Raw genomic sequence first — 22,452 nt, forward strand, 5'->3', positions numbered from 1 at the left:
GAGACTAGTAGGTTGGGCGAAACGGTTCCGGCGATGAGCCAAGGTTTCGGTTGATGACCTCCGTCAGCTCAAACAGCGTGGGCTCGCCGCCCGGGTAGCCTCCGCCGGTATCGATGTAGAAGCGGTTGGCCAGGTGCGTGGGGGCGGCCAGGGGCGTGTGTCCGAAGAACACGTGGTCAATGCCGCTGACCGGCGGGGCAGGCTGGCCACGGATCACGTTGGTCAGGGTTGTCCGGCCCCAGATGGCGTATTGCCGGTCCTCATCCGAAAGGGGCGGGGTCCAGCATGCCCATCGGTCCCCGGGAACCTCCGCATGGACCACGCCAACCCTCTGGCCTGCCACGGGAATTTCCATGGCCAGCGAGGCTGCTGCAGCATGGGCTGTGATCCGCTGCTTGAGGTCGTCCCGGTCCGCCTCCAGCACCCAATCGCCGCCATTGAGCATCCACAACCGGAAATCGGGGGAGTTCCGGGAGGTGGCCAGCCCCCTCAGCATCAGGTCTTCATGATTGCCCCAGACGCTATGGAACCAGGGTTCCCGGACCAGTTGCAGGCAACGCCGGGAGTCCGGCCCCCGGTCGACCAGGTCGCCCACGGAGAGCAGGCGGTCCGCCGCCGGGTCGAACCCCCTGGCGTCCAGTTGTCGCATGAGGGCGTCGTAGCAACCGTGGAGATCACCTACGATGAAATCCCGACCACGGTCATTCTCTTGCAGAACGGTTAATGCCTGGAGTTGCATGGGTGTTTTGCCTGGTTGAAGGGAGATGGATTGGTAAACACCCCCGGAATTACTATCCTTATCTGAAAATAGCCGACAAAGGCTGGGCTGTCAGCAGCTTATGGGAAAACGTCCCCTGGGCGGCGCCAGCGTCAATGTCCCCACTGGAGTGGCTATGCCGGAACAGGAACATCGCGACACCATGGTTGAGACCATGATGACCGCGCTGGACGAGATCCTGCAACATGGCGAGCCGGGGAACCGACGGGATACCGGGCTGACCCTGGACAGTCAACTGGAACGCGACCTGGGGCTGGACAGCCTGGGCAGGGCGGAACTGCTGGTGAATGTGGAACGCCGGTTCTCGGTCCAGTTGCCCGAAGAGTTGCTAAGCAATGCCGACACTCCGCGGGATATCCTGGATGCGGTGGCACGGTTGCGGGGCGAGCAGCCGGAGTCCGCTGGTGGTCGTTCCGGCACGGAAGGCCTGGAGGATACCGAAGAGGACCGCGAGCATTTCCAGGTACCGGATTTCGACACCCTGCAGGATGCCCTCCAATGGCACAACCGGCAGCATCCCGGGCGGACGTACCTGCACTGGATCCGCAGCTATGACGATGTCGCCCCACTGACGTTTGGCGAGCTGCACACGGGAGCGCTGCGGGTTGCCAATGGGCTGTTCCAGCATGACCTGCGGCAGCGGGATACCGTGGCGCTGATGCTGCCCACCGGCCACGACTATTTCCATGGCTTCTTTGGTGCACTCTACGCCAACGGCATTCCGGTGCCGCTCTACCCACCCGCGCGGGCGTCCCAGCTTGAGGAACACCTGCGCCGGCAGGCGGATATCCTCAACAATGCCCAGGTGCGGGTCATGATCACCCTGCCGGAGGCCCGCAAGCTGGCGTCCCTGATCAAGGGGATGGTGCCAACCCTCAGGCACGTGGTGACGCCGGATGAACTCTGGACCCATCCGCTGGAGCGACCGGTTGGTGGCCCTGGGGCCGGGGACGTCGCCTTCCTGCAATACACCTCCGGCAGCACCGGCCATCCCAAGGGCGTCCAGCTCAGTCATGCCAACCTGTTTGCCAATATCCGTGCCGCCAATGAGGTGCTGCGGGTGGACCAGGACGATGTCTTCGTCAGTTGGCTGCCGCTCTACCATGACATGGGGCTGATCGGCACCTGCCTGTCCAGCCTGTGGTATGGCATGCACCTGGTGATCATGTCGCCGCTGCTGTTCCTGGCCCGGCCCCGTTACTGGCTATGGGCGATCCACCAGTTTGGCGGCACGCTGTCGCCGGCGCCCAACTTCGGTTACGAGCTCTGCCTCCGGCGCCTGGACGACAGTGACCTGGAGGGGCTGGACCTGAGCTCCTGGCGGGTGGCCTTCAATGGGGCGGAGGCTGTGAGCCCGGATACGGTGGAGCGCTTTATCGAACGCTTCAGACCCTACGGGTTCCGGCCTGAAGCCATGGCGCCGGTCTACGGCCTGGCGGAGAACTGCGTCGCGCTGACTTTTCCGGCGGAGCCCAGGGAACCGGTGATCGACGAGGTCGACCGTGACCGGTTCCAGGAGCAGGGCGAGGCCCGTCCGGCGGGCGCCGGGGCAGGAAATCCACTGCGCTTCGTGTCCTGCGGCAGGCCCATTCCCGGTCACCGTATACGGATCGTCGATGCCGGCGGCGAGGAACTGCCGGAACGCCACGAGGGAGCGCTGCAGTTCACCGGACCCTCCGCCACGGTTGGTTATTTCCGTAATGATGAAGAGACCGCCAAACTGTTCGAGGGTGACTGGCTGAATACCGGTGATCGCGGCTACATCGCCGATGGCGAGCTCTATTTGACCGGTCGCAACAAGGACCTGATTGTGCGCGCAGGCCGCAACCTCTATCCCGGTGAGATCGAAGAAACGGTGGGTAAACTGGAGAACGTCAGGAGTGGCTGCGTGGTGGCCTTCGCCACCGGCATGGGGGAGCGCCAGGGCGAGAAGCTGGTAGTGGTGGCTGAGACAAGGTCCACCGACCGTGAGGTCCGCGACCGGCTCAGGGACGATATTGCCCGTATTGCGCGGGAGTCACTGGGCATTGATGTGGATGACGTGGTTATCGTCAGGCCCCGCAGCGTTCCCAAGACCACCAGCGGCAAGCTGCGGCGCCATGAAGCCCGCCTGCGTTATGAACGGGGTGAGCTCGAGCGCAAGCCGGTACCGGTATGGCGCCAACTGGCACGCCTGGCCCGTGGTAGCTGGCCGCAACAGGCCAGACGCCTGGTCACCGGCGTGGGGCGTTGGCTCTATTCTGGCTGGGCCTGGGTAGCCCTGGTCCTGGTCAGTGTGCCCGTGGTGGCCCTGGTCAATATCCTGCCCCGATTGCGCTGGCGCTGGCGGCTGTGTCATCGGGCTGCCAGGCTGCTGGCCTTGCTGACCGGCACCCGCCTGCGGGTCCACGGTGGTGATGGGCTGAAGCAGGCTCCCGGCGGCTGTGTGATTGTGGCCAACCATTGCAGCTATATCGATGCGTTCGTTATGACCGCGCTGGCGCCATTCCCCATCGCTTTCCTGGCCAAGGCCGAGTTGCGCCGGTTCGCCGTGCTGCGGCGTTTTATGGACAGGATCGGTGTGGAAACCATCGAGCGCGCCAGCGGTGAGGCCAGTGTCCGGGGCTCACGACAGATTGCCGAGCGCGGTCGTGACCGGCGCCTGGTGTTCTTCGCCGAAGGCAGCTTTGATGCCGCCCCGGGGTTGCGACCCTTCCATATGGGCGCCTTCATGACCGCGTCGCTGCTCCGGGAACCGATCATCCCCATCGCGCTCAGGGGAACCCGCGCCAAGTTACCGGCGGATCGGTGGAATCCCCGGCCGGGTGCGGTGGACGTCATCGTGGGGGAGGCCATCGAGCCAACCGGGGAGGACTGGGCCTCCGCCATCCGGCTACGGGATACGACCCGCAGGCGGCTGCTGGAGATGACTGGCGAACCCGACCGGCTCGCCTGGTAACGGTCCGGGATGATAATCGGGGGCAGTGGCGATAGTTACACCGAACCCCAACCTCTTCCGAGGCCTCCGGCTTGAAAGACGCTGTTGCCGGACGCAGTAAGACAGGACTATCCCGCCAATGATCAGGAGGTGAACCATGCGTGTTCTTATTGCCGGTGCCAATGGCAAGATCGGCCAGCACCTTGTCCGGCAGATGGCCGGCAGCCCGCATTCCGCCCGGGCCATGGTCCGGAATCCCGAGCAGGCGAAGACCATGGAGGAACTGGGTGCCGCCGAAACCGTGGTGGCGGACCTGGAGCAGGACTGTAGCCATGCCCTGAAGGACTGCGACGCGGTGGTGTTCACCGCAGGCTCCGGCCCCCATACCGGCCCGGACAAGACCATCGATGTGGACCAGAACGGTGCCATCCGCCTGATTGATGCGGCCGAGGCGGCCGGCGTAAAGCGCTTCCTCATGGTCAGCAGCATGCGGGCCGATGCGCCGGAGAAGGCCCCGGAGAAGATACATCACTACCTGCGGGCCAAGCAGAAGGCGGACGAACACCTGCGGGCCAGCAGTCTGGATTTCACCCTGGTTCGCCCCGGCCCCCTGACCAACGACCCCGGTACCGGGCGGGTCGAACTCCGCTCCCGGCTTGACCGGACCGGCTCGATTCCCCGTGAGGATGTGGCCGCCGTGCTGCTCGCCACGCTGGATGCGGACAACACCGTGCACAAAACCTTCGACCTGCTGTCGGGGGACGACGGGATCGCCGAGTCCCTCGCCAGTCTGTAAGCGCTGCCGTCCCTGGGAGGTGCCAGAAAATTTTCCTGGCACCGTGCCCTGCCTGTCGATTGTTGGCGCCAGTCGTGCTATATCAGCAAGCCTTTTCATCCCACTTTACGGTTGCAGGACGGACAGCAATGCCAAAAGCCAGTGAAATCAGGAAAAATCAGGCCGTTGAATACGATGGCAGGGTCTACTTCGTCAAGGATATCGAGCGCTCGGTGCCCCAGGGGCGTGCCGGGGGCAGTCTCTACCGCATGCGCATGTACGATGTGGTGACCAGTGCCAAGCTGGATGAGACCTTCAAGGATTCCGATATGCTCAACCTGGCGGACCTGGTTCGCCGCCCATCGGCCTTTTCCTACTCCGATGGTGATGAGTATGTGTTCATGGACACGGAGGACTACACCCAGTACAGCCTGAACCGGGAAGCCATCGCCGACGAGCTGCTGTTCATCACCGAGGAAACCCAGGGGGTGATGGTGATCCTGCTGAACGATGCGCCGGTGGCCATCGACCTGCCGCCCACGGTGGACCTGGAAATTGCCGAGACGGACCCGTCGATCAAGGGCGGCTCAGCCACGGCCCGTACCAAGCCGGCGAAGCTGACCACGGGCCTGGTGGTGCAGGTGCCGGAGCATATCTCCACGGGGGACCGGATCCGGGTCAACGTGGAGGAACGGAAGTTCCTGGGCCGCGCCTAGCGACACCCCATCACCCCAGGGGATCCATCCGGAACAGGGCACCAAGGCCGGACTGGGGGCTGAGCCGGCCGCATAACCTCAGCCCTTCCCAGAAGCTGACCTGATTGGCGGTCAGCACCGGTTTGCCCGCCGCCGCTTCCAGGTCTTCCAGCCAGGCGGCGGAGTGCAGGGCGGTGTCCGGCACCAGCAGGACATCGGCGTCCGGGTGGTTGTTGTCGGTGGCGAACCCGAGCACTGCCTCCCTGTCCAGGGTGCCCACCTCAGTGGCGGTGATAATGTCGTGACTGGCGACAGATACCACCTCGATATCGAAGTGCTCCAGAAACGCCTGGAACAGCAGGGCGATATCCCGGGGATAGCTGGCAGCGATGGCGACACGCTTGGCGTCGAGGGCGGTAATGGCCCGGGCAAAGGCCATGGCGGTGGTGGACGCCGGGATATGGAGCAGGTGTTCCAGGGTCTCGATCTGTTCCCGGATGCCGTCGATACCACGCACGAAGCTGGCGCTGGTGGAGGTCCAGAGCACGGCGTCCAGGTCCTGGTTCTCCAGCTGTCCGGCGCCTTCGGTCAGGCGCCGAGGGCTGCCCATCTCCGTGAGTGCCGCCACGGTATGGGCATCCTCGTCAAACGCGGTATGGATAACGGTGACATCCGCCGCCGGGGAGACCATCCGCGCCAGTCGCGGGTAGTCGTCCTCGGCGGCGTGGCCGGGATAGAGGAAGGCTATGCGGGCCGTTGTGCTGCTCATAGATAACCAGATACCGTTTATGTCGTGAACGGCGCAAACACCCGGGCCAGGCCCTTTTGACCCTACCCCTGGGGGCGTCGCACCACCCTGATCTTACCACTGGTGCCACCACCACAGAAGAAACGGCCGCTGCCGTCGGATTCGAGCCCGGAGACACCCGTGTCCGCCGGCATGGTCAGTTTTTCCAGGGCTTCACCGGTGTCGGGGTCGATGTGCATAAGCTCGCTTTCGTCATCTTCCCAGCAACCATGCCAGAGTTCCCCGTCCACCCAGGTAACACCGGTCACGAAACGGCTGCTTTCAATGGTGCGCAGGATATCGCCGGTTGCCGGGTCCACCTGATGGATCCTGCGGTCCCGGTACTGCCCGACCCACAGACTGCCTTCCGCCCAGGCCATGCCGGAACTGCTGCTACCGGGGGCCGGGATGGTGGACAGCACCTCGCCGGTGCCAGGGTCCAGCTTCTGGATACGATCCTCGGCAATCTGGTATAGATGCGTGCCGTCCCAGGCGGTCCCTGCATTGGCCGTCACATTGAGGGTGCGCTGGAGTGTGCTGCTCGCAGGGTCCAGGGCGAGCAGCCGGTCACCCACGGCAAACCAGACATGCTTACCGTCGTAACTGACACCATGAACCGCATCGACCTCCGGGAAGGGGCCATATTCGTCGATAATGTCGGCATTGGATTGTTTCATTGGGGCATTCCTTTCGCTGATTGAGGTGGGGCTGCCGTCGCCTGATGGCTGGCAGCGTCAACAACAGCCTAATGCACCGGCAGTGGCGACGGGAGTAACAAGGTTGTCGTGAATCCCGGCACCGATGGCGTGGTCCAGCGCCGGGCCCGCCCGCGCCCGAAAGCCTGCACCTTGCCCGCCTGCGCCAGGGCATCCAGGGCCCGCTGCACGGTGCGCTGGCTGGTGCCCAGGGCAATGGCGAGGGACGAGCTGGACCAGGCCTCGCCATCCACCAGCAGGGCCAGTACCGCCCCGTGCCTGTCGTCCACCGGGGGAGCGAGTAGCGTCACGTCCTGGCCCTTCCGGGGTGTCAGGGCATAGCCGCCCCCGGTGGCGCTGACGCTGGCCAGGGGCTGAAGGGCGGTACGCAGCCGCCCCATTTCCACCCGCAGCCGCACCCGCAGGGATTCATCCGTGGGTTCCAGCCGGAAGGCGCGGTGGGTCAGGGTGTCCCGGGAGACCTCCACCGGCCAGGCGTCGGCCAGGATGCGGGCAAGGGTGAACAGCACCGGGCGACCGGCCAGGGAAACCACCTGATCGCGATGACGTACCAGGTACCGGCAGGCGTCCACCACCAGGGTGTCCGAGGCGAACAGGGCCTCCACCTCTTCCAGCCGCATTGGGGATTCGCTCCCCATCGACACCCGTCGGGCTGCCGGCGCCTCCAGCACCTGGAAGGCGTTATCCACCTCACCGGCCAGTGCCGGGATGCCTGACTCGTCGGCCGCCTGTCGGGCCCGGTTGAGTGCCGCCCGTGTAGGTCGGGTCTGAAGTCGTCGCAGGGCAATGCCTGCCGTCAGGAGTTCGTGGACCGCTAACAATGGTGGGGGAAAGTCCGTGGGCTCGAGCCGGGCGAGGGTGGCTTCGGCGTCGTCGATATGCCCGATCAGCAACTGGCGCCTGGCCTCCAGGTAACCGGCGTGGGCGGCGTTGGCCCGGTCACCGTGCTGTTCCAGTGTCTGCCGTGCCCGGTCGACCGCATCGGCGGGCCAGCCCAGGTCCCGGGAGGCCAGTGCCACTTCCGCCTCGGCGATGGTGCACCTGGCCCGGGCAAGGGCCTCCTTGCGGCCAAAGGAGCGCCGGGCCCGTTGCAGGAGCACCCTGGCACGCCCGAAATCCCCACGCTGGGCCATGGCAATGCCCCGCAGCGCCAGTGCCGGCGGATCATCGCGCAGGGCAACCCGGTTAAGGGCGCCGATCGGGTCGCCCGCCGCCAGGGCACGGGCCCCCGCCGTGATCAACGCGTCCACGGATATCCCGCCATATTGGTCATCCTCCCTGCTGGATGTGCGACAGCCACTTCCTTGCGTGTTAATGAACAACTCGAATGGGGCACCAGTCTAGCTGATGATAAACAACTGCAGAGAGGAATGAATCATGGAGGGGAATACGTCGATGAGAGTGTTCCCCTCCACAAAGGTTTGGCCGCTTCAGCAACCTGTCGCGACGGTTGCGCCGTCAGGGCGGGTGGGTGCCGGTTTTCCGGTGACGGTGACTGTTGTTCCAGCGCTGTCACCGGAAGAACAGGATTGTGTTCCGTATGGTTCGCCCAGGTACTGCCGCCGTGCCCGCCGGCACCTGGCCAGGGCCTTCAGGGCATCCACCTTCAGCGGCAGTTTGAGGGCCCATTCGATATCGCTCCGATCCAGACCGACATCCTGTAACACCGTGTCCGATGCCTTGAGCAAGGGAGCACTGCGGCGGCGGAACCTCAGCCGGCGCCATACCATCCGCACCCAGAATTCGAGCACTGACAGCGACGCCAGCGGAGGCGTGGCGGGCATATACAGGTCCAGCCGCGGTGGCTTCCGGGGGGATTCCGGTGTTGGTTGTGGGCGCTGGAATGTGTGGTTGTGGTTCATGGTGCTGGCCTCCTCTGTTCTGTCGTTCGAGGGTGTGCTGGCTAAGGAAGCCTCGCGCTTCTGTTGGCCTCCCGTCCTTTGCAAACAGGATGGGTCGGGCAGATTGATAAGACAAACGAAAAGATTTAAGGTGTCCTTTAAGTAAAATTGAAAGGTTAGAATTCAGAAGGTGAGGGCTCAGATGGACGCTTCCGTTTCCACACTCAATACCGCCAACCTGCCTTTGCTGGACATCGATGTGCTCAGGACCTTCGTTGCCATCGCCGAAAGTGGCAGTTTTACCCGCGCCGCACGGCAGGTTCATCGCACGCCCTCGGCACTGAGTATGCAGATAAAGCGCCTGGAGGAGATCCTGGGGCAGGCACTGTTCGTGCGCGAGGCCCGACAGGTCAGGCTCACTTCCGAAGGGGAGGTGCTGCTCGGTTATGGGAGGCGGTTCCTGCGTCTCAACGAGGAGGCCGTCCAGCAGTTCCTGTCACCAGCACTGGAAGGGCGGGTCGGTCTCGGCACCACGGACGATGTGGGTACCCGCATCCTGCCCGGGGTGTTATCACGGTTTGCCCGTTCGCACCCGGCAGTCCAGGTGGATGTGGTGGTTGGCTCCAGCGAACAGAACCTGGCGCGCCTGGATGCCGGCGAGCTGGATCTGGTGCTTGTGACGGCGGGTAACCATAACCAGCCGGCAAGGGGAGAGGTGGTACACACGGAGCCGCTGGTGTGGGCGGGCCGGGAAGATGGCGTGGCCGCGCATCGCTCACCACTGCCAGTGGCCCTGGCGAACCAGGGCTGCGTGTGGCGCAAGACAGCGCTGGATGCCCTCGACCGGGCGGGCATTTCCTACCGGGTCGCGTTCAACTGTGACCACTGTTCGGGGCAGGAGGCGGCGATGATGGCGGACCTGGCGGTGGCACCATTCCCACGCAGCCTGGTGCGGGCACCGCTGCGCCGGCTGGATCGGGATGGTTTGCCAGCGCTGGCGGACTATCAGATTGTGCTTGTGGAACGGGCCCGGGCACCGGTGAGCGACGCGCTGGGTGGGTATGTGCGAAGCGCGCTGCTGGAACTGAGGGACGGAGCCTCAGCCAGGGCGGTGTGATCCGGGCCATTTCTGTGGTTACGGCTTTTCCGATCGGCTCCCCGTCGCTGGACGTATGTGCCGCTGTGGATAAGGCTGTAATGCATCCCCCAATGATAATGAGGAGATATCATGACAGACTCCAACAGCCCCGTACTTCTGATCACCGGTGCGTCCTCCGGTATCGGCGCCGAGACCGCGAGAGCAGCAGCGAAGGAAGGTTATCGCCTGATGCTGGCAGCTCGCTCCGAAGATAAACTCCAGTCGCTCCAGCGGGAACTGGGCGGCGAGGAGAGGGTGGCCATCACGGCCTGTGACGTACAGTCCGTCGGCGACCAGAAAGCCATGGTGGACAAGGCACTGGCCAGGTTCGGTCGTATTGATGCGGTGTTTGCCAATGCCGGTCGCGGCGGCGAACCGGGCGGCTTCTCCGGGGCTGATCCCGAAGTCTGGAAGGATATGATCCTCACCAATATCCTGGGCGTGGGCATCACGCTGCAGGTCTGTATGCCGGCACTGAAGGAGTCCCGGGGACACATCCTGATCACCGGTTCCGCAGCAGGCCGGGTCACCATTTCCGGCTCCATGTACAGCGCCACCAAATGGGCGGTATCCGCCATCGGCTACGGCGTGCGGGAGGAGATTCGGGGCAGCGGCATCCGCGTCACCCTGATTGAGCCGGGCATGGTAGACACCCCCTTCTTTGACCAGCCCCCGAAACACGCGCTGGCGCCGGAGGACATTGCCCGCGCCGTCACCTACGCTCTGGCCCAGCCCGCCCACGTGGATGTGAACGAGATCCTGGTGCGACCGACACCGGCCGGGGAGTGATGCCGGCCAGGGGAAAGGTTTAGCAGGGCCGGCCCCGACGGAGAGCTGGCGCTACCGGGCCGCCCGGCTGCGTAGTGCTTCCAGCTCCCGTATGTGCTCCTCAAGCTCTTCCGTGGCCTCTTTCAGGTCTTCCTGGCGGTCCTCCACCTTGTCGACGTCACCTGCCTGGAGCGCCTCCTCGAGTTCCTGCCTTTGCTCTTCCTGATCCTCCAGGCTGTCCCGGACCTCTTCCTCGGCGTCGGCCAGCAGTTCCTCGTCGGTGCAATGGGTGCGGATTTGCTCCAGCGAGGTTTCCAGGCCCCGGAGCCGATCCCGGTTGCCTTGTTCGCGAGCCATGTCCATTTGCCGTTCTACCTCCGCTTCCTTGTCGGCACAGAGTGGATTGTCGGCGGGAGCGGCAAACGCCGGAACGCTGAAGCCGAGAGCCAGCACCAGTGCCGACAGGGAGAGAGTGTGTTTTTTCATTTGCTGCCCATGATTTGAGAAGTAAAGGTGAGATCGGAACTGAAGCAACGACCATTCGCTGATGACTGGCCAAGCGTATCAACCACCATTGCGGCCCATCCTATCATTGCAGGGTCAGCTATGGTCCTGACCGTCGCGTAATCGACGCCGTCGGCTACCAGGGCTATTGCCTACAGAATCCGGCCAAGCAGTGAAAGCCGGTCATCCAGCCAGATATCCTGGGGGCTGATAAACCCCTTCCGGTTGTAGCGGAACTCCTTGCCGGCGTGGGCGAAGCATTCGTAGACCAGCTCCGAGCAGATGTACTCCCGGTCCCGCTTGCGTTTGCCCTTGCCCAGGGTGATACGGGCGAGCACATTGGCGATTTCGTCCGTGTCATAGGGCCGGGTCAGCTCGTCCACACCAAAAACGGATAGCGTTCGGACCATGTCGGGTGTGATGTCATCGCAGCGGGCAATGGCGACGCGCCCTTTGTAGGGTTTTCCGTTCTCGTAGTTCTTCAGGTACTTGGACAGTGGGGCGAAGCGGACCCCCATATCCTCGACACTTTCCAGCAGCAGGATGCGGTCAATGGCCTCGATGTGGAAGACGATGCCCACGTGGCTCCAGGCGCTGCCGGTCATGGTCTGGATGGCTTTCGAGACCAGGTAGTCGCCGGAGGTGAACAGCAGGTCGCCGGATCTTATTTGCGGGCGAAGGGCCTGGTAGGAAAGGACGGGTAGGGCTTCAAGGTCTGATTTTTCAATGTGGGCCGCCATGATACTTCTTCCCTGACGATCGGTGTTATGGGTTGGGGGACTGGAGTGAGTCACCCTGGACAGCTATACCGCAGTCAGGTGACAGTGGGATTGCGGTGTGGCTGTCGGGGCGAGCTCGTCGACCAGCGTGTCTAGAAGAATAGACCACGGGAGCCGATCTGTTCAGTCAGACGATAGTCTGTGGTTCGGCTATCCGTCCTCAACAAGCTCGCCATATTTCGCCACAATTTGTCATGCTTCCACCGTCTTTGCTTGTCCATCACAAGGTATCCTTCGCTTTGCCTGTTCCCACCAAAGCCGAGGATATCCATCAATGGTAAGCGCAACGACCCAACGAAGACGCCCGTTTGAACTGCTAGCCGCTCTCGTGGCTCTGTTGTTAACCGTTGACGTGACTTGTGCCGAAGTCCGCACGTCTGCGAACGACCGCTTTCAGCAGTCATTGGCAATCCTTGAGTCCACCCATGGTGGCCGCCTGGGTGTGGCGGTTCTGGATACGGAAACCGGTCGGCGGTTCGGGTATCGGGCTGATGAACGCTTCGCCATGACCAGCACCTTCAAGTGGGTACTGGTGGCGGCGGTCCTGGCCCGGGTGGATGCGGGTGAGGAGACCCTGGACCGCCCGGTTCGCTACGACGACAGCGATATCCTCTCCTACGCGCCGGTGGCGAAAGAGCACCTGCACGAGGGAGAAATGACAGTGGCCGAGTTGAGCGATGCCTCCATCCGTTACAGCGACAACACCGCCGCCAACCTACTGCTGGAAACTATCGGCGGCCCGGCAGGGCTGACCTCGTACATGCGCTCCCAGGGCGACACCGTGTCCCGGCTGGACCGGAACGAGCCGGGCCTGAACACCAACCTGCCAGGGGATAAAAGGGACACCACAACGCCTGTCGCCATGCTGGGCCTGATGGAAACGGTACTGCTGGGTGAGGCCTTGTCCACCGGGTCCAGGGAACAGCTGCATGACTGGCTGATCCGCAACACCACCGGGGACAGCAAGCTCCGGGCCGGCCTGGACCCGCAATGGACGGTAGGGGACAAGACCGGCAGCGGGGCCAATGGCGCCAGCAATGACGTCGCCATTGTCTGGCGACCGGATGCCGGTCCGGTCCTGATTGCGGCCTACTACTCCGGTTCCGACCAATCGAACGATGCCCGCAGCGCGGTGCACGCCGAGGTAGGGCGGTTGGTGACCAATATTGTGCAGAGTGAATAGCAAGTCATCGTCAGCCGTCCGGCAGAGCCGTTGGCGGGCGCGGGGGACTAATCCCTGTCCCGCCCGGTCGTCTGTTCCGGATCTTCCGCGCCATCGGTGTCCGCCGTTTCCTCGAACCCGGTATTCCTCGGGTCTAGCTCCTCCATACCCAGCGCCGCTTCCGGCATGGTGGTGTAATACTGCTCCTGCTCTTCCACCGTCGGATGGCGGCGCTTCGGTCCGGCCACCATGAACAGAACCAGGCCTCCCAGCATCAGGGCGTTGCTAATAAACAGGCCCCGGGGGCCCAGGAAATCCATGAACAGGGCGCTGACCAGGGGCCCGATAATGCTGCCCAGCCCGTAGCTCAGCAGCAGGGCAGTGCTGGCGGCGGTGATCTGGTGGGTTTCCATCAGGTCGTTGGTGATGGCGACGGCAATGGGGTAGATGGCTGCGCTGATGCCCATGTACAGGCCCACGAAAAACACCAGCACCACCATGTTCATGCCACCAATAATGGCCGCCGCCACGCTGCAGAGGGCGGCGACTACCGCGGACACCAGCATCACCCGGTAACGGTCAAAACGGTCGCACAACTGGCCGATGGGCCAGGCCAGGATCATGGCCCCTATGATGGCGGCGGCCATGAAGTTGGATACCTGGTTCAGGTCAAGACCGATACGGTCCGCATAGACCGGGCCCATGGCATAGAAGGCGCTGATCAGCAGCCCTGCGATCAGGGCGCCCAGGGTACCGGTGGGGGATTTCCGATACAGTTTGGGCAGGGACAGCCGCTCACCCTGGGTAATGGTGGGGGACTCCCGGCGGGTCATGGACAGGGGAGTCAGCGCCAGCACAACAAGGATAGTGGCCAGGGAGAAGGGGACAAAGCCTGCCGGATCGGCTACCCGGATCAGCACCTGGCCGCCAGCCGTGGAGAGGAAGAAGATGATCTGGTAGACGGCAAACAGGCTGGCCCGGTTGCGGTTGTCGGCCCGGCTGCTGAACCAGCTCTCCATCACGATCATCAGGCCCGCCATGGCAAAACCGCCCACCGCCCTGAGGACGCCCCACAGGCCCGCCTGCACCAGCATCGGGTAGATCAGTATCGAGGCGGCCAGTACCGCAGCAAGTACCGCGAACGCACGGATGTGGCCCACCTTCTCGATAATCCGACCGGCATAGAGCGTACCCGCCACGAAGCCGATGGAATAGAACGCCAGGATCCAGCCGATCACGCTGGCATTGAAGTCCTCGATACTGAGCCTTAACCCGAGCAGGGTCATCAGGTAGGCATTGCCCATGATGAGCAGGATGATACTCAGGATCAGTGATGACAGGCTGACAATGGTTCTCTGCATCCGTCTTCCGTCCCGGTTGATGAAGTGTCAGAAAGGGCCTGATATTGGCCCCTGTCAGGGCTGTGGGGATGAAGCACCGGAACAAAAAGGGAAGCCGGTCGGCATTACGGATGGAGCCGGAGTGAGTTTGCCGGATGGCATCCCCGATGAGCGCTGGTTCTCAGGAGGCCAGGTTTACCGGCTGGGTGGGGTCAAAGTCGACCCACTCGCCATCCTCGATACGGCCCGGAGTGTCTTCGATCTGCTCGCCTTCGTACTGACGGATCAGTGCCACCACATCCTGACGACACCTACTGCTGACTTCGGCCGCCACATGCAGCCCTGCCTGACGATCGGCGATGCGTGATCCGCCGGCGGGTTTGTCGGCCGATTCCGCGGTCTTGTCGGTTTCACCCACGGCGCCGGCCAATGATCCGGTATAGGCACCGACACCGGCGCCGGCGGCTGTACCGACCGGTCCGGCAATCGAGCCCACGGCGGCGCCAGCAGCAGCCCCGGCCCCGGCTCCGATCCAGGCGCCCTTGCCGGATGCGGAAGTGCCCGGGGAATGGTCCTTGTCGCCCCCCATGGGTAATAGCTGATGTTGGCCATCGGGGTTCACGTAAAAGACAGAGACCTTCTTACGGCTGATGCCCAATCCCTGTATGGCACTGACGAGTTCCTCTGCGTGTTCCTGGACGTCTATACGCCCCGCGATGATACGTCCCATAGGATTCCCCCTGACGGTGTATCAGAGTTTCCGCAACAACACACAACCTAACGTAACGATAGCAGATCTACCGGCGACTTCAGGCCTCCATCCTCTGCTACCCTCAGGGATCAGGCTGGTTGTAACAGTCGGTAATGTTGAGACTGCCGCTGCCAGCGGCAGGTGTGCCCCGATAACGGGAGGTGCTGCCATGACAAAAGCGACATCGTCCGGGTCTGCAGGCAAACAGGACAACTGGTCGCAGAAGGTTACCCGTAACAGCGATGCCCTGGATCTGGAGAAAGGGGTATTCTCCCTGAAGGATCCGGTGGAGATTGCCCGCTCCTTGAAGGCCTCGGCGGAACAGAGTGAAAGACGCAAGGCAGACCCCTACCGCTCGGCCATGTCGATGCTGACGTTCTACATGAACCGTGCCGGTAGCCAACTGTCCGATGCCCAGAGGGAGAGGCTGGATCAGGCCAAGGACGAACTGCGGGAGCTTTATGGGCGTCCCCGCAGGAGATGACGCGACTACACATAGTCCCGCAGGCGGACCAGTTGTCTACGGGCGCCCCAATGCCCTGGCGGTCCGTCGAACACCCCCGCACATCGGGTGCCGCAGTTCAGGCAGTGGCCATCGTCGGTGAGATTCCAATCATCCAGTTCGTACCAGTCGCGACCGATAAGCAGGTCGCCGCAGTGGTGGCAGTAGGTACTGGAGCCGCCATGATCATGGACATTGCCGGTATAGGCATAGCGAACGCCGTTCTCCAGCGCGATACGGCGGGCCCGGGCCAGGATCGCCGGCTCCGTGGGCGGGGTGTCCATCATCTTCCAGTCCGGGTGGAACGCCGTGAAGTGCATGGGCACGTCCGGCCCCAGGTGCTCCACCACCCAGCGGGTCATCCGGTGCAGTTCCTGTTCGGAGTCGTTCTGTTCCGGTATCAGTAGCGTGGTCAGTTCCAGCCAGGTGTCGGTCTCGTGGTGGATGTACTCCAGGGTTTCCAGCACCGGCTCCAGGTGGGCCCCGGTGATGCGGTGATAGAACCGGTCGGTGAATGCCTTCAGGTCCACATTGGCGGCGTCCATGTGTCGGTAAAACTCGGCCCGGGGTTCCGCCGTGACATAACCGGCGGTGACGGCCACTGAGCGGACCCCGGCCTCGTGGCAGGCCTGGGCCACATCAATGGCATACTCGTGGAAAATGACCGGGTCGTTGTAGGTGAAGGCAACGCTCTTGCAGCGGTTGGCCGCCGCAGCCCGGGCGATGGCCTCGGGGCTGGCCTGGTCGGCCAGTTCGTCGGTCTGGCGGGACTTGCTGATGTCCCAGTTCTGGCAGAACTTGCAGGCCAGGTTGCAGCCGGCGGTGCCGAACGAGAGCACCGGGGTGCCGGGCAGGAAGTGGTTCAGGGGTTTCTTTTCGATCGGGTCAATGCAGTAGCCACTGGAGCGCCCATAGGTGGTCAGCACCATGGCGTCGTTCAGACGTCCACGGACAAAGCACAGCCCCCGCTGGCCTTCATGAAGTTTGCAGAAGCGGGGGCACAGGTCGCACTGGATCCGGCCGTCATCGAGGAAATGCCAGTACCCCCCTGGATGGCCCTGCAGGATGGGAGTGTCGCCCATGGTCAGACCTCCGCGCCTTCGATTACAGAGCACTTACTCCTCATCTATAGTGTGTGTCAGAACCCGTGTCAAAACGCCCGGCCTGAAGACCAGCGAGACAGGGCCACATCACAGGCAGGAGGTAATGACCATGTCCGGTACAAATCGTCATACCGCTGTCGCCGGGTTGTTCTATCCCGACAATCCGGTTGAACTGACCACCATGGTGAAGGGGTTTCTGGATGCCGTACCGGTGGAGGAAGCACCCCCGCCCAAGGCGATCATCGTGCCCCATGCCGGCTACGCCTATTCCGGCGCCGTGGCGGCCCGGGCCTACGCTCGATTGGCCAACCTGCGGGACCGGATTCGCCGGGTGGTCCTGCTTGGGCCATCCCACCGGGTCCCCTTGCGGGGCATTGGCGCGCCCACGGCGAAGTACTTCGAAAGCCCGCTGGGTAACGTCGAGGTGGACCGGGCGGCCATCGCCACCATCGAGTCATTGCCCCAGGTGATCTACCACGACAGCGCCCATCGCCTGGAGCACAGCCTGGAGGTGCACCTGCCGTTCCTGCAGATGCTGTTTGACGACTTCGCCCTGGTGCCCCTGGTAGTCGGCGAGGTGGGACCGGAGCACATGGCCGAGGTGCTCGAGAGCCTGTGGGGTGGTGAGGAGACCCTGATCGTGATCAGTTCCGACCTCAGCCACTACCATCCCTACGAGGTCGCCCGACAGCAGGATGCACAGACCAGCCGCCATATCGAAACCCTGGACTACCAGCATATCCAGTACGACGATGCCTGCGGTCGCAACCCGGTCAACGGCCTGCTGTACCTGGCGAAACAGCGGGGGCTGGGCATCCGCACCCTGGCGCTCTGCAACTCCGGTGACACCGCCGGCTCCCGGGACCGGGTGGTGGGCTACGGCGCCTATGTGCTGACTGGCGCGAACGCCTGACAATGCTGTCGGACGATGAACGTCGGCAATTGCTGGCGCAGGCGTACGGTTCAATCCTGGAGGGCCTTGTCTCGGGGCATCTCCTGAGGGGAGGCCTGATGTCCTTGTCCGTCCACCACCTGAAACGCAAGGCGGTCCTGCCGGACGACTACCGGTCCCTGTCGCTGCGGTTCGGGCGTTATCCCGTTGAGGCGGTGTGTTCCGGTCCGCGCCCATAGCAGCTGTTTTGTGGCATCCTGAGCAGCCTTAACGGTTCCGTCCCGTTAACGGACTTCTGTGACACCCATTCACCGGAGCATTATCCATGGCGTTTTCCAGACTTTACGACCAGGCCGCCGCCCGAAAGGGGGGTGAATCAGCACTGCAAAGCCTGCTACCCCGGATAGCGGAGCCCGGCGAACTGGAAGCCCTGGGGGATGACCGCTACCTCTCGGAAATCACCCGCTGCATCTTCAAGGCCGGGTTCGTCTGGCGGGTGATTGACAACAAGTGGCCGGGCTTCGAGGCCGCCTTTGATGGATTTGTGCCCCTGTACTGGCAACAGGTGCCGCCGGAGGTGATCGAAGCGCTGGCGAAGGACGAGCGTATCGTCCGTAACCTCCAGAAGATCCGCACCTTGCCGGAGAACGCCCGGATGATTGTGGACGCGGCCCGGGACAAGGGCAGTTTTGGGCGCTTTCTCGCCCAGTGGCCATCGGATGACCAGGCCGGGTTGCTGCTGTGGTTCAAGCATAATGGCAGTCGCCTGGGCGGCAACACCGCTCAGTACTTTCTCCGCCGCATGGGCTGGGACGGGTTTGTGCTGTCACAGGATGTGATCGCGGCCCTGCGCCGGGATAATCTCCTGGATGCCACACCGGGCACAAAAAAGGCGTTGATGCAGGCCCAGGCAGCATTCAACGACTGGCACCGGGAAACCGGATTACCCTACAGCCACCTCTCGAAGATCCTGTCTTTCACGGTTGGCGATTGAGGCTGTTATTCAGGCATGGGGTGAAGGGTAGAGGGCGTAGTGCCGAAGCAAACCGGTTGATTGTTCCAGGAGATTCCGTCCAGAATCGTCCGGTACAGTAGTCTCTGACAATATTCGGCCCGGCCGGATCGGCGAGAAAGGGAGCGTCAACCATGCCTGTACTTACCTCATCACTGAAGAAGGATTTCGTTGTCCTTGATGCCACCAAGAAGGCGACACTGGAGCCGTGCGACGGAACCCTCTACCAACGCCTGGACCGGGACTACAACGGCTTCAGCGGCTGTGAACTGATTTCCTACCATGAGTTCACCACGGACTGGCCCAGTTGGGAAAAACACCCCCATGGTGACGAGATCGTTATCCTGCTGTCCGGGCATATGACCTTCGTCCTGGAGTCAGCGGATGGCGACCGGGAAGTCGAGCTGACGACTCCGGGCGACTATGTGGTGGTTCCTGCGGATGTCTGGCATACCGCCAGAGCCCATGAATCGTCCCGTATGCTGTTTGTCACCCCGGGTGAGGGCACCGAGCACAGGCCGGCCTGATCAGGAGGAGCCGCGTAGCGAACATCCTGCCTTGCCAGTACCCCGGACATTGTCTTTAATTAAGATCGTCCGCTCGGGAGAACATCCTGTTACGCCTGTCAGGGATTCGATGAAGATGGTCGGCCCAGGCTGTCTGCGCAGGTGCTCAGGCACTTTCAATGCGTTCGTATACGTGATGAAGGGAACCGCCAATGGAGAAGGCAGGCAGCCACAGCGTCTTCGAGCCCGTCCTGGTACAGGTCGTCAATAACCGACAGCGGCTTTTTGTCCGTTATTTCCTGGCCATCCTGATTGATCTGGTGGTGCTGAACCTGTTCAACGAGTATTCAGACCGCGTCCGTATTGATTCCTTTACCACCTCCCTGTTCGCCGCCGTGCTGCTACAGGTTCTCCTGCGCCTGACCATTGCGATTGAGCACTGGGTGGCGGCCTGGTTCAAGGCCATGGAGGGAGGGTTTGCGGTATTCATGCGTTACTTCAGTGCCTGGCTGCTGCTGTTCGGTTCCAAGTTCGTGATCCTGGAGGCGATTTCGTTTGCCTTCGGTGACAGTGTGCAGTTCCTGGGCCGGTTCCATGGCGTGCTGGTGCTGATACTGGTGATTGTCACCATGCTGCTGGCCGAAGAGCTGGTCGCACGGGTCTATCGGTGGCTTGGTGAATCCCGGGAAGCCAGCGACAAGACCAATGGCGAAGGCATTCGCCGGTGATGGAGAGAACATCCATGGCGTTTGATGAATCCGTCGTTCGTAAGTTGGTGACCCGTGACCTGCTGGAGACGCTGATCCGGATTGCTCTGGTGCTGGTCCTGGCGGTGGTCTGTGTTCGCATCGTCACGCCCTTTGCCAATCTGGTGATCTGGGCTGCCATTCTAGCCATTGCACTGTCGCCAATGACGGAGGCTCTTGCCGCCCGGCTGGGCGGTCATCGGGGCATGGCAGCGAGTATTATCGTCATTTCCGGGCTCTTGCTGATCGGCGTACCGACGTTGCTGCTGGGGATTTCCTTTGTTGATCACCTGGCCGGAGTTCTTGATGGGGTGAGGAGTGGGGCGCTGCACATCGAAGCGCCATCATCCACCGTGGCAGACTGGCCGGTGATCGGCAACGCTGTATACGGCACCTGGAGCGAGGCGTCGGCCAACCTGCCGCAGTTTGCCGAGGATCATCGTGAAGCTCTGGGTGAGTGGTCGCGCCGGGCGCTGTCAGGGATTGCCGGTAGCGTCGTAGGCGTCCTGCTATTCCTTGCGTCCATCGCCATTGCCGGTGTCATGCTGGCCTATTCCCCCCACGCGGATCAGGCCTTTGAGCGGATCTTCGTCCGCTTTACGGATCCTGTCCGGGGGCATCGCCTGAAAATATTATCCATCGCCACGGTACGGTCGGTGGCCACGGGAGTCATCGGGGTGGCCTTTATTCAGTCGTTACTGCTGGGGGTGGGCTTCCTGATGGCGGGTATTCCGGCGGCCGGTGTTCTGGCGCTGGTTGTGTTCCTGACGGGCATCATCCAGCTCCCGGCCCTGATCATCACCTTGCCGGCCATTGCGTACCTGTGGACCGGTGATGGTTCCACGGTCAGCAACACGGTGTTCACCGTCTACCTGTTTGTCGCGGGGCTGTCTGACAACGTCCTAAAACCTCTGTTATTGGGGCGGGGGGTGGAAGCCCCAATGATCATTGTCCTGCTCGGGGCGCTGGGCGGCATGATCACCGGGGGATTGATTGGGCTGTTTGTCGGTGGGGTGGTGCTCGCGGTGGGCTACCAGATATTCATGGAATGGGTGGACTCCGGTGAACCGGTTACGGAGGAAGCCGCAACGGATGTGCAGACCAGTGCCGAGGGTAATGACTGAGTCCGTGCCATCGCCTGGATGGCGACGGTTACGGGGTGTGCTGGTGGTGCTGGGGCTGGGGCTGCTGGGTGGCTGTGCCACCGTGGGACCGGATTACCAGCCACCGGAAGTGGACTGGCTGGCGGACTGGCAGCCGGACCTGTATGGCCAGCAGGCCCAGGCGGACGACGGCACGGGGGATGACCTGCGCTTCTGGTGGCAGCTGTTCAATGACCCGGTGCTCACGGTCCTGATTGCCGAGGCCCGCCGCGAGAATCCCTCCCTGCGACTTGCCGGCCTGCGCATCCTGGAAAGCCGGGCGACCCTGGGGATTGCGGACAGCGGCCGCTATCCCCAGTTGCAGCAGATTGGTGCCGATGCCACCTACATCCACGAGGAACAGGCGGGTGGGGCGAACCGTGACCGGAGTTTCGCCCGCTATTCGGCGGATTTTTCCGTGGGCTGGGAGCTGGATTTCTGGGGCCGGTTCCGCCGCGGCATTGAATCGGCGGACGCCGCCTTCTTCGCCTCCATTGCCAACCAGCAGGACGCCCAGGTGCTGTTGGTGGCCCAGGTGGTGGATTTCTACTACGCCTATTGCACGACGCTGCAGCGCATCGGCATAGCCCGACACAATGCGGCCATCCAGCACCGCAGCTTCGAGATCACCGAGCGGATATTCAAGGCGGGGCAGGGCTCGGAGCTGGACCTGCAGCAGGCCCGGACCCAATACCTGGCCACCAGGGCCACCATCCCGCTGTTACAGGCGGATCTGATCCGGCTGCGTAACGCCCTGGCGGGTCTGCTGGGCCGGCCCCCCGGTCCCATTCCGGAACTGGAGGCCACCAAGGGTGAGCTGCCCCCTGTCCGCCCGATGGCCATCGAGGCGGTGCCCGCCCAACTGCTGCTACGACGCCCGGATGTGCGCTCCGCCGCCTGGCAGGTGGCGGCGCAATCGGCCCAGATCGGCGTGGCGGAGGCGGATTACTACCCGGCGATCTCCCTGTTCGGCAGCATCGGCTGGAGCACGTCCACGCTGTCCAACAGCGGTTCCAGCACCAGCCTGCTGGCCGGTCCGGCCCTGAGCTGGAATCTCTTCGATTATGGTCGCATCCGCAACAACGTGCGCCTGCAGGATGCCCGCCTGCAGTCGGCCATTGCGGCCTTCCAGGGACAGGTCCTGGGCGCTGCCAGGGAACTGGACGACGCTGCCGTCCAGGTGGTGAAGACGGTGGAAAGCCAGCAGTCCCTGACGGAATCCGTCGAGGCGGCACAACGGGCCCTGGATCTGGCCACCAAGCGCTACCAGGAGGGCTACTCGGACTTCCAGCGGGTGCTGGATGCCCAGCGCATCCTGTTTGCCCAGGCGGAACGGGAACTGGTCAACCACGGCGCCCATGTGAGTGCCATCGTCGACCTGTACCGGGCCGCGGGCGGTGGCTGGATGCCCATGAGCATGGACCGCATGCTGCCGGCGGACATTCGCCAGACCATGGAAGAGCGAACGGACTGGGGGAACATCCTGGATGAACCCGTTCCCGAGGTGCGCTACCCCGCCGGTAGTGCGGCCCCATCACCATCCACCCCGTGAGAGCCACAGCCGTGACAGACGAAAAACCACAAAAAGTAGCGCAGGA

At 63.1% G+C, this 22,452-nt stretch carries 23 protein-coding genes; 13 read left to right on the forward strand and 10 right to left on the reverse strand.

The features are described from left to right. Nucleotides 1–4: 4 nt before the first annotated feature. Nucleotides 5–739: a metallophosphoesterase gene (locus RO069_RS08080; RefSeq protein ID WP_328186603.1), complete on the reverse strand. Its 735-nt coding sequence runs from the start codon at nucleotides 737–739 to the stop codon at nucleotides 5–7. Nucleotides 740–893: 154 nt separating this feature from the next. Here RO069_RS08080 and RO069_RS08085 point away from each other — a divergent pair, with 154 nt between their 5' ends. The 3 genes from RO069_RS08085 to efpL all read left to right on the forward strand — a co-directional run bounded on the left by RO069_RS08085 (nucleotide 894) and on the right by efpL (nucleotide 5,186). Continuing rightward, the gene (locus tag RO069_RS08085; RefSeq protein WP_328186605.1) at nucleotides 894–3,716 is read left to right on the forward strand and encodes an AMP-binding protein; all 2,823 of its coding nucleotides are present in this window, start codon (nucleotides 894–896) and stop codon (nucleotides 3,714–3,716) included. A gap of 136 nt (nucleotides 3,717–3,852) precedes the next feature. Further along, nucleotides 3,853–4,491, forward strand: coding sequence for an SDR family oxidoreductase (locus RO069_RS08090; protein WP_328186607.1), 639 nt, complete (start codon nucleotides 3,853–3,855; stop codon nucleotides 4,489–4,491). A gap of 128 nt (nucleotides 4,492–4,619) precedes the next feature. Continuing rightward, the gene (gene efpL, locus RO069_RS08095) at nucleotides 4,620–5,186 is read left to right on the forward strand and encodes an elongation factor P-like protein EfpL (RefSeq protein WP_328186609.1); all 567 of its coding nucleotides are present in this window, start codon (nucleotides 4,620–4,622) and stop codon (nucleotides 5,184–5,186) included. Nucleotides 5,187–5,196: 10 nt separating this feature from the next. Here the strand turns inward: efpL and RO069_RS08100 are convergent, their stop codons facing one another. From RO069_RS08100 to RO069_RS08115, 4 genes are all read right to left on the reverse strand, one after another. Next, the gene (locus tag RO069_RS08100) at nucleotides 5,197–5,934 is read right to left on the reverse strand and encodes a maleate cis-trans isomerase family protein (protein WP_328186610.1); all 738 of its coding nucleotides are present in this window, start codon (nucleotides 5,932–5,934) and stop codon (nucleotides 5,197–5,199) included. 62 nt (nucleotides 5,935–5,996) lie between these two features. Beyond that, nucleotides 5,997–6,629: a Vgb family protein gene (locus RO069_RS08105; protein ID WP_328186612.1), complete on the reverse strand. Its 633-nt coding sequence runs from the start codon at nucleotides 6,627–6,629 to the stop codon at nucleotides 5,997–5,999. Nucleotides 6,630–6,697: 68 nt separating this feature from the next. Next, on the reverse strand, nucleotides 6,698–7,918 hold the full coding sequence (locus tag RO069_RS08110) for a helix-turn-helix domain-containing protein (protein ID WP_328186614.1): 1,221 nt from the start codon (nucleotides 7,916–7,918) through the stop codon (nucleotides 6,698–6,700). A 180-nt stretch (nucleotides 7,919–8,098) separates the two neighbouring features. Then, complete coding sequence (locus RO069_RS08115; RefSeq protein WP_328186615.1) at nucleotides 8,099–8,530, reverse strand: hypothetical protein; 432 nt, start codon at nucleotides 8,528–8,530, stop codon at nucleotides 8,099–8,101. A gap of 181 nt (nucleotides 8,531–8,711) precedes the next feature. Between RO069_RS08115 and RO069_RS08120 the strand changes: the two genes are divergently transcribed. Both RO069_RS08120 and RO069_RS08125 read left to right on the forward strand, forming a co-directional pair. Next, on the forward strand, nucleotides 8,712–9,626 hold the full coding sequence (locus RO069_RS08120; protein WP_328186616.1) for a LysR substrate-binding domain-containing protein: 915 nt from the start codon (nucleotides 8,712–8,714) through the stop codon (nucleotides 9,624–9,626). Between the two features lie 111 nt (nucleotides 9,627–9,737). Next, complete coding sequence (locus RO069_RS08125; RefSeq protein ID WP_328186617.1) at nucleotides 9,738–10,436, forward strand: SDR family oxidoreductase; 699 nt, start codon at nucleotides 9,738–9,740, stop codon at nucleotides 10,434–10,436. 51 nt (nucleotides 10,437–10,487) lie between these two features. Here RO069_RS08125 and RO069_RS08130 read toward each other — a convergent pair whose 3' ends face one another. Both RO069_RS08130 and RO069_RS08135 read right to left on the reverse strand, forming a co-directional pair. Next, complete coding sequence (locus tag RO069_RS08130; protein ID WP_328186618.1) at nucleotides 10,488–10,901, reverse strand: DUF1090 domain-containing protein; 414 nt, start codon at nucleotides 10,899–10,901, stop codon at nucleotides 10,488–10,490. Nucleotides 10,902–11,071: 170 nt separating this feature from the next. Beyond that, nucleotides 11,072–11,659: a YiiX/YebB-like N1pC/P60 family cysteine hydrolase gene (locus RO069_RS08135; RefSeq protein WP_328186620.1), complete on the reverse strand. Its 588-nt coding sequence runs from the start codon at nucleotides 11,657–11,659 to the stop codon at nucleotides 11,072–11,074. 442 nt (nucleotides 11,660–12,101) lie between these two features. Here RO069_RS08135 and bla point away from each other — a divergent pair, with 442 nt between their 5' ends. Continuing rightward, entirely contained in the window at nucleotides 12,102–12,881 is a 780-nt protein-coding gene (gene bla / locus RO069_RS08140) for a class A beta-lactamase (RefSeq protein WP_328186621.1), read from the forward strand. Nucleotides 12,882–12,928: 47 nt separating this feature from the next. Here the strand turns inward: bla and RO069_RS08145 are convergent, their stop codons facing one another. Further along, a complete protein-coding gene (locus RO069_RS08145; RefSeq protein ID WP_328186623.1) occupies nucleotides 12,929–14,221 on the reverse strand; it encodes an MFS transporter in 1,293 nt (430 codons plus the stop codon). 160 nt (nucleotides 14,222–14,381) lie between these two features. Next, nucleotides 14,382–14,930, reverse strand: coding sequence for a glycine zipper domain-containing protein (locus tag RO069_RS08150; protein ID WP_328186624.1), 549 nt, complete (start codon nucleotides 14,928–14,930; stop codon nucleotides 14,382–14,384). Between the two features lie 190 nt (nucleotides 14,931–15,120). On the opposite strand from RO069_RS08150, the gene RO069_RS08155 reads away from it, so the two are divergent. Next, nucleotides 15,121–15,435, forward strand: coding sequence for a DUF3175 domain-containing protein (locus tag RO069_RS08155; RefSeq protein ID WP_328186626.1), 315 nt, complete (start codon nucleotides 15,121–15,123; stop codon nucleotides 15,433–15,435). A gap of 5 nt (nucleotides 15,436–15,440) precedes the next feature. On the opposite strand, the gene amrS is transcribed toward RO069_RS08155, so the two are convergent. After that, on the reverse strand, nucleotides 15,441–16,535 hold the full coding sequence (amrS, locus tag RO069_RS08160; RefSeq protein ID WP_328186628.1) for an AmmeMemoRadiSam system radical SAM enzyme: 1,095 nt from the start codon (nucleotides 16,533–16,535) through the stop codon (nucleotides 15,441–15,443). A gap of 130 nt (nucleotides 16,536–16,665) precedes the next feature. Here amrS and amrB point away from each other — a divergent pair, with 130 nt between their 5' ends. From amrB to RO069_RS08190, 6 genes are all read left to right on the forward strand, one after another. Beyond that, entirely contained in the window at nucleotides 16,666–17,469 is an 804-nt protein-coding gene (gene amrB / locus RO069_RS08165; protein ID WP_328186630.1) for an AmmeMemoRadiSam system protein B, read from the forward strand. A 304-nt stretch (nucleotides 17,470–17,773) separates the two neighbouring features. Next, nucleotides 17,774–18,442 carry a DNA-3-methyladenine glycosylase I gene (locus tag RO069_RS08170; RefSeq protein ID WP_328186632.1) on the forward strand — a complete coding sequence of 223 codons (669 nt, stop codon included), beginning with the start codon at nucleotides 17,774–17,776 and terminating at the stop codon, nucleotides 18,440–18,442. Between the two features lie 152 nt (nucleotides 18,443–18,594). Then, nucleotides 18,595–18,987, forward strand: coding sequence for a cupin domain-containing protein (locus RO069_RS08175; protein WP_328186634.1), 393 nt, complete (start codon nucleotides 18,595–18,597; stop codon nucleotides 18,985–18,987). Nucleotides 18,988–19,178: 191 nt separating this feature from the next. After that, nucleotides 19,179–19,694, forward strand: coding sequence for a hypothetical protein (locus RO069_RS08180; protein ID WP_328186636.1), 516 nt, complete (start codon nucleotides 19,179–19,181; stop codon nucleotides 19,692–19,694). Nucleotides 19,695–19,708: 14 nt separating this feature from the next. Then, nucleotides 19,709–20,836, forward strand: coding sequence for an AI-2E family transporter (locus RO069_RS08185; RefSeq protein ID WP_328186638.1), 1,128 nt, complete (start codon nucleotides 19,709–19,711; stop codon nucleotides 20,834–20,836). Continuing rightward, a complete protein-coding gene (locus RO069_RS08190; protein WP_328186639.1) occupies nucleotides 20,829–22,406 on the forward strand; it encodes a TolC family protein in 1,578 nt (525 codons plus the stop codon). Before RO069_RS08185 ends, RO069_RS08190 begins: the two co-directional genes overlap by 8 nt. Nucleotides 22,407–22,452: the final 46 nt, after the last annotated feature.

The organism is Marinobacter sp. OP 3.4 (assembly GCF_036224885.1).
In the GTDB taxonomy this organism is placed as follows: domain Bacteria; phylum Pseudomonadota; class Gammaproteobacteria; order Pseudomonadales; family Oleiphilaceae; genus Marinobacter.